At 65.1% G+C, this 13,075-nt stretch carries 14 protein-coding genes and 1 tRNA gene; 9 read left to right on the top strand and 6 right to left on the bottom strand.

The window, feature by feature from the left end:
• From JHD67_RS19580 to JHD67_RS19570, 3 genes are all read right to left on the bottom strand, one after another.
• Nucleotides 1-498: PIN domain-containing protein (locus JHD67_RS19580; RefSeq protein WP_233172105.1), on the bottom strand; the 498-nt coding region annotated here is incomplete at its 3' end.
• Between the two features lie 151 nt (nt 499-649).
• On the bottom strand, nt 650-1,111 hold the full coding sequence (locus tag JHD67_RS19575; RefSeq protein WP_199100862.1) for a peroxiredoxin: 462 nt from the start codon (nt 1,109-1,111) through the stop codon (nt 650-652).
• A 288-nt stretch (nt 1,112-1,399) separates the two neighbouring features.
• Nucleotides 1,400-2,005: a glycine cleavage system protein R gene (locus JHD67_RS19570; RefSeq protein WP_343214402.1), complete on the bottom strand. Its 606-nt coding sequence runs from the start codon at nt 2,003-2,005 to the stop codon at nt 1,400-1,402.
• Between the two features lie 73 nt (nt 2,006-2,078).
• On the opposite strand from JHD67_RS19570, the gene dapA reads away from it, so the two are divergent.
• Together dapA and JHD67_RS19560 are read left to right on the top strand one after the other, a co-directional pair.
• Nucleotides 2,079-2,972, top strand: coding sequence for a 4-hydroxy-tetrahydrodipicolinate synthase (gene dapA, locus JHD67_RS19565; protein ID WP_199100860.1), 894 nt, complete (start codon nt 2,079-2,081; stop codon nt 2,970-2,972).
• 40 nt (nt 2,973-3,012) lie between these two features.
• On the top strand, nt 3,013-3,606 hold the full coding sequence (locus JHD67_RS19560; protein ID WP_199100859.1) for a hypothetical protein: 594 nt from the start codon (nt 3,013-3,015) through the stop codon (nt 3,604-3,606).
• A gap of 95 nt (nt 3,607-3,701) precedes the next feature.
• Here the strand turns inward: JHD67_RS19560 and fdxA are convergent, their stop codons facing one another.
• Both fdxA and JHD67_RS19550 read right to left on the bottom strand, forming a co-directional pair.
• A complete protein-coding gene (gene fdxA, locus JHD67_RS19555; protein WP_199100858.1) occupies nt 3,702-4,025 on the bottom strand; it encodes a ferredoxin FdxA in 324 nt (107 codons plus the stop codon).
• A 48-nt stretch (nt 4,026-4,073) separates the two neighbouring features.
• Nucleotides 4,074-4,149: transfer RNA gene (locus JHD67_RS19550), tRNA-Glu, on the bottom strand.
• Between the two features lie 183 nt (nt 4,150-4,332).
• Between JHD67_RS19550 and pcnB the strand changes: the two genes are divergently transcribed.
• From pcnB to pgi, 6 genes are all read left to right on the top strand, one after another.
• Complete coding sequence (pcnB, locus tag JHD67_RS19545) at nt 4,333-5,697, top strand: polynucleotide adenylyltransferase PcnB (protein WP_199100857.1); 1,365 nt, start codon at nt 4,333-4,335, stop codon at nt 5,695-5,697.
• Nucleotides 5,694-6,176: a 2-amino-4-hydroxy-6-hydroxymethyldihydropteridine diphosphokinase gene (gene folK, locus JHD67_RS19540; protein ID WP_199100856.1), complete on the top strand. Its 483-nt coding sequence runs from the start codon at nt 5,694-5,696 to the stop codon at nt 6,174-6,176. The genes pcnB and folK overlap by 4 nt, the downstream gene beginning before the upstream one ends.
• A gap of 56 nt (nt 6,177-6,232) precedes the next feature.
• The gene (panB, locus tag JHD67_RS19535; RefSeq protein ID WP_199100855.1) at nt 6,233-7,063 is read left to right on the top strand and encodes a 3-methyl-2-oxobutanoate hydroxymethyltransferase; all 831 of its coding nucleotides are present in this window, start codon (nt 6,233-6,235) and stop codon (nt 7,061-7,063) included.
• A 20-nt stretch (nt 7,064-7,083) separates the two neighbouring features.
• Entirely contained in the window at nt 7,084-7,929 is an 846-nt protein-coding gene (gene panC, locus JHD67_RS19530) for a pantoate--beta-alanine ligase (protein WP_199100854.1), read from the top strand.
• Nucleotides 7,930-8,043: 114 nt separating this feature from the next.
• Nucleotides 8,044-8,430: an aspartate 1-decarboxylase gene (panD, locus tag JHD67_RS19525; RefSeq protein ID WP_199100853.1), complete on the top strand. Its 387-nt coding sequence runs from the start codon at nt 8,044-8,046 to the stop codon at nt 8,428-8,430.
• Nucleotides 8,431-8,543: 113 nt separating this feature from the next.
• The gene (gene pgi, locus JHD67_RS19520) at nt 8,544-10,199 is read left to right on the top strand and encodes a glucose-6-phosphate isomerase (protein ID WP_199100852.1); all 1,656 of its coding nucleotides are present in this window, start codon (nt 8,544-8,546) and stop codon (nt 10,197-10,199) included.
• A 139-nt stretch (nt 10,200-10,338) separates the two neighbouring features.
• Here the strand turns inward: pgi and queG are convergent, their stop codons facing one another.
• Nucleotides 10,339-11,406: a tRNA epoxyqueuosine(34) reductase QueG gene (queG, locus tag JHD67_RS19515; RefSeq protein WP_199100851.1), complete on the bottom strand. Its 1,068-nt coding sequence runs from the start codon at nt 11,404-11,406 to the stop codon at nt 10,339-10,341.
• Nucleotides 11,407-11,572: 166 nt separating this feature from the next.
• Here queG and JHD67_RS19510 point away from each other — a divergent pair, with 166 nt between their 5' ends.
• Nucleotides 11,573-13,057 (top strand): NAD(P)H-hydrate dehydratase, encoded by a 1,485-nt coding sequence (locus JHD67_RS19510; protein WP_199100850.1) that lies wholly within the window; start codon nt 11,573-11,575, stop codon nt 13,055-13,057.
• The last annotated feature ends 18 nt before the right edge of the window (nt 13,058-13,075 follow it).

Raw genomic sequence — 13,075 nt, 5'->3', positions numbered from 1 at the left:
GGTATAGAGCAGCGCAAAGTCATCCAGCGCGCGGTCGTTCTCGTAGTCCTCTGCATGGATGCCATAGATCTTGGCCTTGATGCGGAGGTTGATGTCCTTGCTGACCAGCACCACCGCGCGATCGGGGTTCTGGTCGCGCAGCTCGATCACCGCCGCGAGAATCAGGTTGTCGGCTTTGCCGTGCCCATTGGTGGTGCGTTGCTGGAAATACAGCCGGCCCACCGCCGAGCCGCGCTTGAGGTTGACTCCTTCCGGGCTGATCAGCTCCAGCCCGTTGCTGATGCCGTGGCCGTTACCGCGTTCGATCAGCTCATTGAGGAAGCGGCTGACCTGACGGCCGTTGCGCGAAACTTCTGAAGCGCCTTTCTTCTTTTCGTCCAGTTCCTCCAGCACCGTCATGGGGATGAAGACATCGTGCTCTTCAAAGCGGAACAGCGAGGTCGGATCGTGCAGCAACACATTGGTGTCGAGAGCGTAGATGCGCTTGCTTCCGGTCATACGGAAGAAACCTCTTGGGCGTGCCAGGTGGAAGAACCGCGGCATGCGGCATGCCGCGGGGTACCGGCCAGAGCGGCCGGAAAACCGGGCCGCGAACCGCAGGGCCGCCCGATGGGGCAGGTTGCGGTGCGGCGGTTGAGACGGGGGTCGGTCACTGGGCGGGGATGGCGTCGAGCACAGCCTGGACGTGTCCGGGAATTTTCACGTTGCGCCATTCCTGGGCCAGCCTGCCTTCGGGATCGATCAGGAAGGTACTTCGTACGATACCCATGTGACGTTTTCCATACAGCACCTTCTCGTGGATTACGTCGAAGGCCTGGCACCAGGTTTCATCGGGGTCGGATACGAGCGGGAACGGCAGTTCCTGCTTGGTGGCGAAATTGGCGTGCGATTTCACCGAATCGCGCGAGACACCGATGATCTGCGCGTGGCGCTTCACGAACGAGGGATAGAGGTCGCGGAAATCCTTCGCTTCGTTGGTACAACCGGGAGTGCTGTCCTTCGGGTAGAAGTACACCACCACCCACTGGCCTTTGAGGCTATCGAGCTTCAGCTCGCTGCCGTCGCCCGTGGGGCCGTTGAGTTTGGGGACTTTTTTGCCAACTTCGGGCATGGGTTCTCCTGCGAAGCCATCGACGGCTTCGGCTGCGTGCGAGTGATCGGGGGAGGCGTGGCAGCGAGGGAGGCGGCGGGCACGGAGGGTGCGTACCCTGCGTAGCGTATTGCCCGTTCCGCGTGCTGCATGCGTGTGCTCCGGTGCTGCCTGGGAACAGAGACTAGCGCGTGCGTCGCCGGATAACAGCCCTTGCGCGCACGAAGTGCACGGGGCATGCTCAAGGGCCGGGCGCAAGGCCCGAAAATCCAGATGTTTGGTGGGCTGGCGTTCAGGCCGCCGCAGCCCTTAGAACTTCACCGGATCCATGATCGCGTCGAGGTTCAGCCCGTCGCAGAACTCGAGGAAATCATCGCGCAAGGCCGCAATATGCGTGGCCGCGGGAATGCCGATGGTGATCTGCGCCTGGAACATGTCCGCGCCCGTCTGCATGGCCTGGTAGCGCAGCGAGCTGAGCTGCTCGATCACGATATCGCGGCGATCGAAGAAGTCGATGATCTTGACCAGGATGCCTGGGCGATCGGCCGAAATGACTTCCACCAGATACGGCAGCAAGTGCGAATGGTGTTCGCGCGGCCCCGTGCGGTAATGCACCAGTTGCAGGTCCTCGTCGCGGGCCAGCTTGGTCAGCGCGCTTTCCAGCTTGGCCACCGCATCCCAGCTACCGGTGGCCAGCAGGGTCAGCGAGGTGTCGGCCCCGATCGAGGCCACGCGGGCGTCCGCCAGGTTGCAGCCTGCCTCGGCGATCCGTTTGGCTAGCGTGAGCAGTGGCGTGCGAGGCGAGGGCGTGAGCGTCTGGATCAGCAGTTGATTGTCGCTGCCGGAGCGCGCGGAGGATCGGTTCAAGGAGTTCCACCTGTGGTGGCCCCGCTGGTTCGCGGGGGAAAGGTTGATCGGTCGAGCTTACTTGTCGCCCCCGGGAAGCCGCAAGTAATATGCAGGGCTTGAATTTTGGCCGGAGCAGGTCTTGAACATTCGCGGAAGCATCTGTGCGCTGGTGACGCCCTTCGCGGCGGACGGCGCGCTCGATCTGGCAGCTTTCGGGCGCCTGCTCGATTACCAGATCAACAGCGGCACCGAGGGTGTGGTGGTGGCCGGCTCGACCGGTGAAGCACACATGCTCGAGCATGACGAATACGAGCGCCTGCTGGCCTTTGCGGTCGAGCGCGTGGCTGGACGCATTCCCGTCATCGCCGGCACTGGCGAGGCAGGCACCGCCAAAACCGTGGCGCTGACCCGTCGCGCCAAGGCGCTGGGCGCGGAGGCCGCGCTGGTGGTGGCCCCGTACTACGTGCGACCCACCCAGGAGGGCCTGCGCCGCCATTACCTGGAAGTGGCCGAGCACGGTGGCTTGCCGGTGCTGCTGTACAACGTGCCCACCCGCACGGCCTGCGACCTGGTGCCGGAGACGGTGGCGCTGCTGCGCGACCATCCAGCCATCGTCGGTATCAAGGAAGCCTTGAGCTCGGACGAGCGCATCCGGGCCTGCGCGGAACTTGCGCGCCCGGATTTCGTCTATCTGTCCGGTGACGACGGTACGGCGGCCAAGGCCATGCTGGCCGGCGGTGCAGGTACTATCTCGGTGGTAGCCAATCTGGCGCCTCGTGCGTTTCGCATGTTGTGCGATGCGGCCACGGCCGGCGACCGGGCGGAGGCGCAGCGTTGTGATGCGGCGCTTGCGCCGTTGGTTCAGGCGCTCAACTGCGCGCCCAACCCGATCGCGGTGAAGGCTGGCCTGCCTTCGCTGGGGCTGGGTTCGGCGGCGCCGCGCCTGCCTTTGGTGGAATTGGAAGAGGGGCCGGATCGGGCGCGATTGACCGAAGCGCTGGCTGGTCTGGCATCCTTGGCGAATGCGGCCTGACGTTTGTCGGGCAACTGATACTCCTACGGAATCTGCTTACATGAAGAAATCCCCGCTTGTCGTAGCCCTGCCGGTACTGGCTTTGTCTGCCTTGTTGCTCTCCGGCTGCGGCATGTTCCGTTCGGAGAAGGCCTGGCAAACCGCTAAACAGGAAACCCCGCTGGAAATCCCGCCCGGACTGGATACCCCGTCCACCAGCGCTGCGCTGGTCATTCCGGAGCCGGGCGCCAACAACCCGACCGCCAACGGCGCTACCGCCCGCGTCGGCAAGAGCGGCGGCGTGATCGCCGATGGCTTCGTGATCAACGACACGGTGGACAACACCTATCGTCGCGTCGGTCAGGCGCTGGAAAATGGCGATATCGGTCAGGTGCTGGCTCACGACGACGCCGCGCGCAACTACACCCTGAGTGTGGTGGCCTCCGATGAGCCGACGCAGAAGAAAGGCTTCTTCAGCAGCATGTTCAACGGTAAGTCCAAGCAGGGCGCCGACGCTCCGGGTGCCGCGCCGCATCAGGTTCAGCTCACCGTGTCGGGCAGCGGCTCGCAGGCTTCCGAAGTGCGCGCCCAGGGCGACGCCGCAGCGGTGGCCAAGGTGGTCGATACCCTCAAGGGTCGCCTCGGCGGCAACTGAGCTGGCTTTGGATCAATAAAAACGCCGCCCTTGGGCGGCGTTTTTTTATGCGTGAAGCGTCAGGCGATCCGGGTGTCGGGGCCGCCCAGCGGCGCTCAGCGCTGCAGCAGGTCGATCTTGTTGGGCTTGTTTTCCCAATCCTTGGCGTCGGCCAGGGCGTCCTTGCGCTCGGTGATCACCGGCCAGCTCTTGGCCAGGTCCGCATTCAGCGCCACGAACGACTCCTGGCCAGCGGGGACGTCGTCCTCGGGGTAGATGGCATTGATCGGGCACTCCGGCTCACATAGGGTGCAGTCAATGCACTCGTCCGGATTGATCACGAGGAAATTGGGACCTTCGTGGAAAGCATCGACAGGGCAAACCTCGACGCAATCGGTGTATTTGCACTTGATGCAGTTGTCGGTTACGACAAAAGTCATGCTAACGCGTGCCTGTTCAGAAGGGCATGGCCCGTGCCAGGCCGGAAGTGGCGCTCCCTACGAGGTTCGAACTCGTGTTCCCGCCTTGAGAGGGCGGTGTCCTAGGCCACTAGACGAAGGGAGCGAAATGCACCGGAGCGCGCTAGTATAGCGAAATTGTTTCGCCCGGCAATGCCCAGGGATGTATTTTGTCTCGCGGCGCGGAACATCCCGCCGGCCCGCTGGGCTAATGGCGGGAGTGGACGCAGCGCTAGGCGCCGCGATTGATGCTTTGAATGGCGCCACGCGCCGCAAGGATCCAAACCGCTTGAGTCACGACGCAAGGACTACTGCCACGCCTGCCCTGCGGATCATTCCGCGCGAGCAGCATGTGATTTCGCGCAAGAACATCAGCAAAGCCGCTTTGCGCGTGCTTTACCGCCTCAATGAGGCGGGCTACCAGGGGTACCTGGTGGGCGGCGCTGTGCGCGACCTGTTGTTGGGAGGCCATCCCAAGGATTTCGACGTGGCCACCAACGCGACACCGGATGAGGTGAAAAAGCTCTTCCGCAATTCCCGCCTGATAGGTCGCCGCTTCCGCCTGGTGCACGTGGTGTACGGCCCGGAGATCATCGAGGTCGCCACCTTCCGCGGCACCGGCGAGGAAACCGGCGAGGGCGATCGCCATATCGTCGATGGCCGCATCGTGCGCGACAACGTATGGGGCACCATCGAGGAAGACGCCATTCGGCGCGACTTCCGCGTTAACGCGCTCTATTACGACATCAGCGATTTCTCGGTGCGAGACTATGTCGGCGGCGTGCAGGACGTGGAAGACCGCGTGCTGCATCTGATCGGCGATCCGGATACCCGCTATCGCGAAGACCCCGTGCGCATGCTGCGTGCGGTGCGCCTCGCGGCCAAGCTCAATTTCCGTATCGACGCCGCTGCTTCGGCTCCCTTCGACGAACTGGGGCCGTTGCTGTCGGATGCGGCGCCCGCGCGCCTGTTCGACGAATCCCTCAAGATGTTCCTGGCCGGTCATGGTCTCAAGAGCTTCCACATGCTCGAACAGACCGGTCTGCTCAAGTACCTGTTTCCCGCCACCGCGCGTGCGCTCAAGCGTGGCGACAAGGCGTTGCGTACGCTGATCGAGCAGGGTTTGGCCAACACCGATGCGCGCGTGTCCGAGGGCAAGTCGGTGACGCCGGCTTTCCTGTTCGCCGTGTTGTTGTGGGGCGAGGTTCGCGACTTGGCGCACACCCTGACCACCCGTGGCATGGACGCGAACGCGGCGTGGGAACGTGCCGTGACGCAGGTGGTGGCCGAGCAGTGTCAGCGCGTGGCGATTCCGCGCCGCTTTACCCTCACGATGGAAGAAATCTGGGCATTGCAGCCGCGCTTTGAGCAGGTACAGCGCAAGCGCGTGTTCCGCCTGATGGCGCATCCGCGTTTCCGTGCCGCTTTTGATTTCCTGTTGCTGCGTGCGGCCGAATCGCCTGCAATCCGCGAGTTGGGTCAATGGTGGGCGCATGCGCAGCAGTTGCCGCCGGAGACGCTGGCGGGTGCGCTTTCGGGCAGCGCCCCGGCGGGTGCGCCGGGTGAGGTGGTGTCCGTCGCGGCGACCAAGCCGCGCAAGCGCCGCCGTCGCAAGCCCGCGGGCAAGTCGGGTCATCATTCGGATCCGGCGTGACCGAAGCGTACGTTGCGTTAGGCAGCAACCTAGGCGATGCGCGAGCCCAGGTGCTGGGAGCCTTCGAGGCGCTGGCACGCTTGCCGGGCACGCGCCTGGTGGCGCGCTCGGCGTTGTACCTCACACCGCCGTGGGGCGTGCTCGATCAGCCTCCCTTCGTCAACGCGGCCGCCCAACTGGAGACCGCGCTGCCTCCGCACGAACTGCTCGATCAGCTGCTGGCGGTCGAGCGCGCGGCAGGCCGTATACGCGATGGTCAACGCTGGGGGCCGCGCACGCTGGATCTGGATGTGCTGCATATGCAGGGCGTGTCGCTGGATGACGAGCGCCTGCAGTTGCCGCATCCGCGCATCCACGAGCGCGCCTTTGTCGTATTGCCGTTGTTCGACCTGGCGCCCGACTTGCGGTTGCCGGGTCAGGGTCGGGTGGCCGACTTGTTGGCGGCGCTGGATATCGCCGGCATCGAACGCCTGCCTTGAGCCCTTCACGTTCCGCGCGGGATAATGCGCGCTTGCTTCCGTTCTAGGAAATCGTCGTGTACGCGCAGAAAGCGAACGCACCCACGCGCAAGGCGGTCACCGTACCGTCGCTGCGCGCGATGAAGGCCGATGGCCGCCGCATTGTCATGCTCACCGCGTACGACGCCAGTTTTGCCGCACAGCTGGAGCTGGCCGGCGTGGATGTGGCTTTGGTGGGCGACTCGCTGGGCATGGTTATCCAGGGGCACGCCAGCACCTTGCCGGTGACACTCGATCACATGGTCTATCACACCAGCCTGGTGGCGCGCGGTTTGTCCGCCACCCTGCTGGTGGCCGATTTGCCGTTTATGGCTGATCGCGACGTGCCGCACGCACTGGAAGCCGGTGCTCGCCTGGTGGGCGAGGGCGGGGCGGCCATGGTGAAGATCGAAGGCGCGGCGCCGCATGTCCTTGAAATCATCACAGCCCTGGTGGAACGGGTGATTCCGGTGTGCGCGCATTTGGGCCTGACGCCACAGTCGGTGCACAAGTTTGGCGGCTTCCGCATCCAGGGGCGCGAGCAGGAGGCGGCCGAGCAGCTCGTGGCGCAAGCCAAGGCGGTGGAGGCGGCGGGCGCATCGTTGCTGGTGCTGGAAGGCATTCCCACGGCCTTGGGCGAGCGCATCACGCGCACGGTTTCCATTCCCACCATTGGCATCGGCGCCGGTCCGCACTGCGACGGTCAGGTACTGGTGATTCACGACATGCTGGGCATTACTCCGGGCAAGCGCCCGAAGTTCAGCAAGGATTTCCTCGCAGGACGCGACTCTGTGGCCGCGGCGATCGCGGCCTACGCCGAGGATGTGCGCAAGGGCATCTTCCCGGCACCCGAACATTGTTTCGACTGACGCGACCGAGCTAAGCAATCATGCAGACAGTGCAAGACGCCGCGGCGCTACGTGCCGTGATCCGAGGTTGGCGCAGCCAGGGCCAGACGGTGGGTTTCGTGCCCACCATGGGCAACCTGCACGCCGGTCACCATTCGCTGATCAAGCTGGCGCGCGACCGTGCCGATCGCGTGGTGGCCAGTGTGTTCGTCAATCCCACCCAGTTTGGCCCGAACGAGGATTTTGCGCGCTATCCGCGCACCCTGTTGCAGGATCAGGTGGGCCTGGCCGAGCAGGATTGCGACCTGTTGTTCGCCCCGGAAGTGGCCACCATGTATCCGTTCGGTGCCGCCGGCAGCGTCAGCATCCATGTGCCCCAGCTCACCGAGACGCTGGAGGGCGCGCATCGCCCCGGTCATTTCGACGGTGTAGCCACCGTGGTGTGCAAGCTGTTCAACCTGGTGCAGCCGGATCTGGCGGTCTTTGGCCAGAAGGATTTCCAGCAGTTGAAGGTGATCGAGCGCATGGTGCGCGACCTCTCGTTGCCGGTGAAGATCATGGCGGCGCCCACCCTGCGCGCGGAGGACGGGCTGGCCCTGAGCTCACGTAACCAGTACCTGTCGGCCGAGCAGCGCGCGCTGGCCAGCCAGATCTATGCCACCTTGCAACAGGTGCGCGACCTGATTGCCAAGGGCCACGCCCGTACGGTGGCGGAACAGGCGGCAACCTCCAAGCTGCTTCGAGCCGGTTTTGAGCCGGACTACGTCGCCATCCGCCGCGCGGAAGACCTGTCCGAGCCCGTGGAAGGCGAGCGCGAGGGCTTGGTGGCGCTGATCGCGGCCCGCCTGGGCAGCACCCGCCTGATCGATAACTTGCTGTTCGACTGAGCGCCCCCATATTTGGGGCCGTCTGAATGCCCGGCCGGGGTCATGTTGCGATGCGACGTTCCCCGGTCGGATAATGGCGAGCTACGCGGGCTGTACCTGCCGGAAACTGAAGTCATGAACCTGAATATGCTCAAGTGCAAGATCCACCGTGCCACGGTGACTCACGCCGAGCTCCATTACGAAGGCTCCATTGCCATCGACGGCTTGTTGCTCGATGCCTCCGGCATTCGCGAGTACGAGCAGATCCATGCGTGGAACATCAATAACGGCAAGCGCTTCGTTACCTACGCGCTGCGTGCGGAAGAAGGCTCCGGCATCATCTCGGTGAATGGCAGCGCCGCGCACCGCGCACAGCCGGGCGATCTGATCATCATCGCGGCCTTCGCGCAGATGTCCGAAGCCGAGGTGGAGCAGTTCCAGCCCACCCTGGTGTACGTGGATGCCAACAACGGCATCTCGCACACCAACCGCGCCATCCCCAAGCAGATGGCAGCGGCCTGAAATCGCCGGCCCTGCCTTCAAGGCGGGGCTCGGTTGCGGTGCAACAATCTGCTGGCGTGTTGATGCGGGAGCTGCGTAAGATCGGCGTTCCCTCCCGCCACGCATGAGTACCCATGTCGCACGAGCGCCGCACTTCCGTCCTGGCCGATCACGCTGACCGTCTCGCAGGTACTCACCTGCGTGAACTGCTGAAGGACGCCGCTCGCGGCAACCAGCTGCGTCACCGGGTAGGGCCGATCCTGCTGGACCTCAGCCGCCAGAAGCTCGATGCCGCCGCCCTGGAGGCGCTTGGCGCCCATGTGGAGGCCAGCGGTTGGCAGGCTGCGCGTGACGCCATGTTCGCCGGTGCGCCCATCAATACGTCCGAGCAGCGTGCGGTGCTGCATACGGCGCTGCGCGCCAATGGCTCCAGCTTGCCATCGCCCGCGCCGGCCGAGGTGCTGAAGGAAATCGACGGGGCGCTGCGTCGCATCGATGCCTTGGTGCATGCCGTGGGGCTGGGCGATGCCTCCGCTTTTGGTATCGCGCCGGGCATCACGGATGTGGTCAATATCGGCATCGGCGGCTCCGATCTGGGGCCGCGCCTGGCCGTTCGCGCGCTGGCGCCGTATCACGTGCCTGGTCTGCGCAGCCACTTCCTCACCAATGTGGACGGCCAGTCAGCTTATGAGCTGATGCAGCAGCTTGACCCCAAGCGCACGCTGGTCGTGGTGGTGTCCAAAACCTTTACCACGCAGGAAACGTTGCTCAATGGCAACGTCATGCGTGACTGGATCAGTCGCGCCTATGGCGGTGATGCCTCGGCGGTGTCGCGTCATTTCCTGGCAGTGAGCGCCAACGTGGCAGCCGCGGAAAAATGGGGCGTGCCTGCCGCACAGGTTTATCCCATGTGGGACTTCGTGGGCGGTCGATTTTCGTTGTGGTCCGCCGTGGGGCTCTCACTGGCGCTGGCCGTGGGCAGCTACCACTTCCACGCCCTGCTCAAGGGCGCGGCCCTTATCGACGATCATTTCCGCATGGCGCCCTGGCAGGAGAACCTGCCGGTGCTGTTGAGCCTGGTCGAGGTGTGGAACCGCAACGTGCACGGGCGTGCCAGTCGCGCCGTGGTGCCGTATGCGGATCTGCTCACCGATCTCACTTCGTACCTGCAGCAGTTGGAGATGGAGAGCCTGGGCAAGCAGGTCACCGCGCGGGGCGCCGCCGTGGCGCAGGCCACCTCGCCGGTGGTGTGGGGCAGCGTGGGTACCAATGCGCAGCATGCGTACTTCCAGTCGCTGCACCAGGGTACCGATGTGGTGCCGCTTGAATTCATTGGCGTGGTCAAGCCCGCGCACCATCTTGCCGAGAACCACGATGCCCTGCTGTCCAACCTGCTCGCGCAGGCGGCTGCGTTGGCCCTGGGCAAGACGTTTGACGAGGCCTTGGCCGAAGCCACGCTGGGCACCGAAGAGGAACGTCGCGTGCTGGCTGCGCAGCGCACCTTCCCGGGCGACCGTCCCAGCACCGTGCTTCTGCTGGATGCGCTGACCCCGGAAACCCTGGGCGCCCTGATCGCCTTGTACGAGCACAAGGTGTTCATGCTCGGCCACCTGTGGGACATCAATGCCTTCGATCAATGGGGTGTGGAGTTGGGCAAGTCGATTGCCCGCCAGATCTTGCCCGCGCTGGACGGCAGCGCCCCCGACACCACCGCGTTCGATTCAGCGACGCGCGCGCTCATCGAAGTGATTCATCAGCGCCGCCAGGCTCAGGGCGAACACGAGCGCTGACCGTCGCGGCGCGCGCGAAGGGTGTCCCGTTCGCGCTTCGTGCCTGCGGGTAATTCGTGGGTGAGGGAAGCCGCAAAGGCGTTCGCTTTCCTCACGCTCGCTTAGCGGGAACGACGGTTCGGGTCGTTGTTCCCGGCGCTCAGGCCGGATGCCGTGCCAATGCCCAGGTCACGTGCTCGCGCACGATGGCGGAGGGGTGTTCAGCGCGTGCCAGTAGCGCTTCGCGTACGTCGACGGAGTGGGGCGCATTGCCCAGTGCAACGGCGATGTTGCGCAGCCAGCCTTCATAGCCGGTGCGTCGAATCGCCATGCCTTCCGTGCGTTGCAGAAACTCCTGCTCGCTCCAGCCAAACAGGTCCACCAATCGTGCGCCGTCCAGGCGGTGGCGTGGGGCGAAATCGGGCTCGGTGGCGTCCTGGGCGAATTTGTTCCAGGGACAGATCAACTGACAATCATCGCAGCCGAAGATGCGGTTGCCGATGGGCTCGCGTAGCTCTTCGGGAATGCTGCCGCGCAACTCGATGGTGAGATAGGAAATGCAGCGCCGCGCATCGAGCTTGTACGGCGCGATGATCGCCTGCGTGGGGCAGATATCGATGCAGCGCCGGCAACTGCCGCAGTGCGCACTGGCGGGCGTATCCAGCGGCAGCGGCAGGTCGGTATACAGCTCTCCGAGGAAAAAATAGGACCCTGCGCGGCGATGGATCAATACGGTGTGTTTACCGATCCAGCCTAGCCCTGCGTTACGCGCGAGTGCCTTCTCCAGCACGGGGGCTGAATCGACAAAGGCGCGGTAACCGAAGTCACCGATGCTGGCCTGGATACGCTCGGCCAGCTTCTGCAAGCGATTGCGCATCAGCTTGTGGTAATCGCGGCCCAGCGCATAGCGGGCCACGTAGCCGGCCGCGGGATCCTCCAGCACCTGCCACGCATTACGGGTGCCGGGAGGGATGTAGTCCATGCGCACCGTGACTACGCGCACCGTGCCCGGTTCCAGTTCGGCCGGTCGGCTGCGCTTGTCGCCGTGGCGCGCCATATAGTCCATTTCGCCATGATGGCCTTCGGCCAGCCAGCGCTTGAGGTGTTCCTCGTCCTCGCCCAGATCGACGCCCGCTATGCCTGCGTCGGCAAAGCCGAGTTCGCGCGCCCAGTGTTTGATGTCCTGGGCGAGCGTGGCGTAGTCGATGTCGGCAGGCGAGGCGCGCATGGGCTCTATTGTAGGCGCTGGCAACGTTCCGATTGGTGCCACGCAGGCGCGGAGCGTTGCGGGCAGGCCAGACCATCCTCAAGGGACAGCGTGGCAGCCACACGCCATTGCATAGCGCACCTCCTGGTGCACGGTAGCTCGGCGTGGCATGCCTATAATTCGCCGTATGACTGCTCGCCTTCTTCGCCATCAGCTCTATTCCGTCGACCAGGTACGGGCGCTGGATCGTTACGCCATCACTACGCTGGGTATTCCCGGTTATGCATTGATGGAGCGCGCGGCCGCCGCCGCATTGGTGTCTCTACGCAGGCACTGGCCACAGGCGCATCGCCTGGCGGTGTATTGCGGGCCGGGCAACAACGGTGGCGATGGTTTTTTGCTGGCCCTGCTCGCCCGCGAGGCGGGTATGCAGGTGGAGGTCGTGGCGTTGGGTGAGAGCCATGGCGATGACGCAGTACGCGCACGGCAGGCCTTTGAGAGTGCGGGCGGCCGGGTGCAGCTTTGGCATGGCGCACGGGAACTCCCGTTGGCCGATGTGCAGGTGGATGCGTTGTTCGGTACGGGGCTCACGCGCGCCCTTGCGCCGGAGGTGGCGCGGTTGGTGCAGCACATGCGTGCCGGCGGACAGCCTGTGCTGGCGCTCGATGTGCCAAGCGGCGTGAATGCCGACACGGGCGAGGTGCCGGGCGAGGCGGTCCATGCGGATGTCACGGTGAGTTTCATCGCGCTCAAGCGTGGTCTCGTTACCGGGCAAGCACCGGGCTACGTGGGAGAGCTCGAGCTGGATGCACTGGGCCTGCCCGAGTCGCTCTGGCTCAACACCCCCGCAGATGCGCAACGAATGCACGCCTGGACGCTACCCCCGCGACCGCGCCAGGCGCATAAGGGCGACAACGGCCACGTGCTCGCCATTGGTGGCGACCACGGCACGGCCGGCGCTATCCGCCTGTGCGGCGAGGCGGCATTGCGCGCCGGTGCCGGACTGGTCAGCGTGGCGACCCGTAGCGAACACCTGGTGGCGCTCAACAGCGCGCGCCCGGAACTGATGGCGCACGACGTGAATGGCCCGCAGGCGCTGGAGCCGCTGCTGCAACGGGCGACCGTGCTGGCGGTGGGGCCTGGTTTGGGCCAGGGCGCCTGGGGGCATGCGTTGTGGCTCACCGCACTGGACGCGGGCAAACCCCTGGTGCTCGATGCGGATGGCCTGAACCTGCTGGCACGTGAGCCGCGCACCTTGGGTGGTGCGGCGGTGCTGACCCCGCATCCAGGCGAAGCGGCCCGCTTGCTGGGCTGCGATACCGCCGCCATCGCGAAAGATCGATTCGCCGCCGTGCGCCAACTGGCTCGCCGCTACGACGCCGTCGTGGTGCTCAAGGGGGCGGGCAGCCTGGTGGCCGATCCGGCTGGGCGCGTGGCGGTTTGTCCGTGGGGTAACCCAGGCATGGCTTCCGGTGGCATGGGCGACCTGCTGACCGGCATGGTGGCGGCGCTACGGGCACAAGGCTGCGACGCCTGGCAGGCGGCGTGCCTGGGCGTGGGACTGCACGCTAGGGCGGGCGATCTGGCCGCACAGCACGGCGGCGAACGCGGCATGCTGGCGAGCGACCTGCTGGCGCCGCTGCGCCTTTTGCTCAATGGATGCGAATCATGACGGAACACCGCTGGGAAC

Origin of the sequence: Dyella sp. ASV21 (assembly GCF_016428975.1) — a bacterium.
Classification (GTDB): domain Bacteria; phylum Pseudomonadota; class Gammaproteobacteria; order Xanthomonadales; family Rhodanobacteraceae; genus Dyella.
The sequence above is the reverse complement of the archived record's forward strand: the minus strand, read 5'-3'. Positions and strand labels throughout refer to the sequence as shown.

Coding starts and splice junctions, on each gene's coding strand:
- JHD67_RS19575 (WP_199100862.1), bottom strand. CDS start 1,111: ATGCCCGAAGTTGGCAAAAAAGTCCCCAAACTCAACGGCCCCACGGGC.
- JHD67_RS19560 (WP_199100859.1), top strand. CDS start 3,013: ATGAAGAAATCCCCGCTTGTCGTAGCCCTGCCGGTACTGGCTTTGTCT.
- fdxA (WP_199100858.1), bottom strand. CDS start 4,025: ATGACTTTTGTCGTAACCGACAACTGCATCAAGTGCAAATACACCGAT.
- panC (WP_199100854.1), top strand. CDS start 7,084: ATGCAGACAGTGCAAGACGCCGCGGCGCTACGTGCCGTGATCCGAGGT.
- panD (WP_199100853.1), top strand. CDS start 8,044: ATGAACCTGAATATGCTCAAGTGCAAGATCCACCGTGCCACGGTGACT.
- pgi (WP_199100852.1), top strand. CDS start 8,544: ATGTCGCACGAGCGCCGCACTTCCGTCCTGGCCGATCACGCTGACCGT.
- queG (WP_199100851.1), bottom strand. CDS start 11,406: ATGCGCGCCTCGCCTGCCGACATCGACTACGCCACGCTCGCCCAGGAC.
- JHD67_RS19510 (WP_199100850.1), top strand. CDS start 11,573: ATGACTGCTCGCCTTCTTCGCCATCAGCTCTATTCCGTCGACCAGGTA.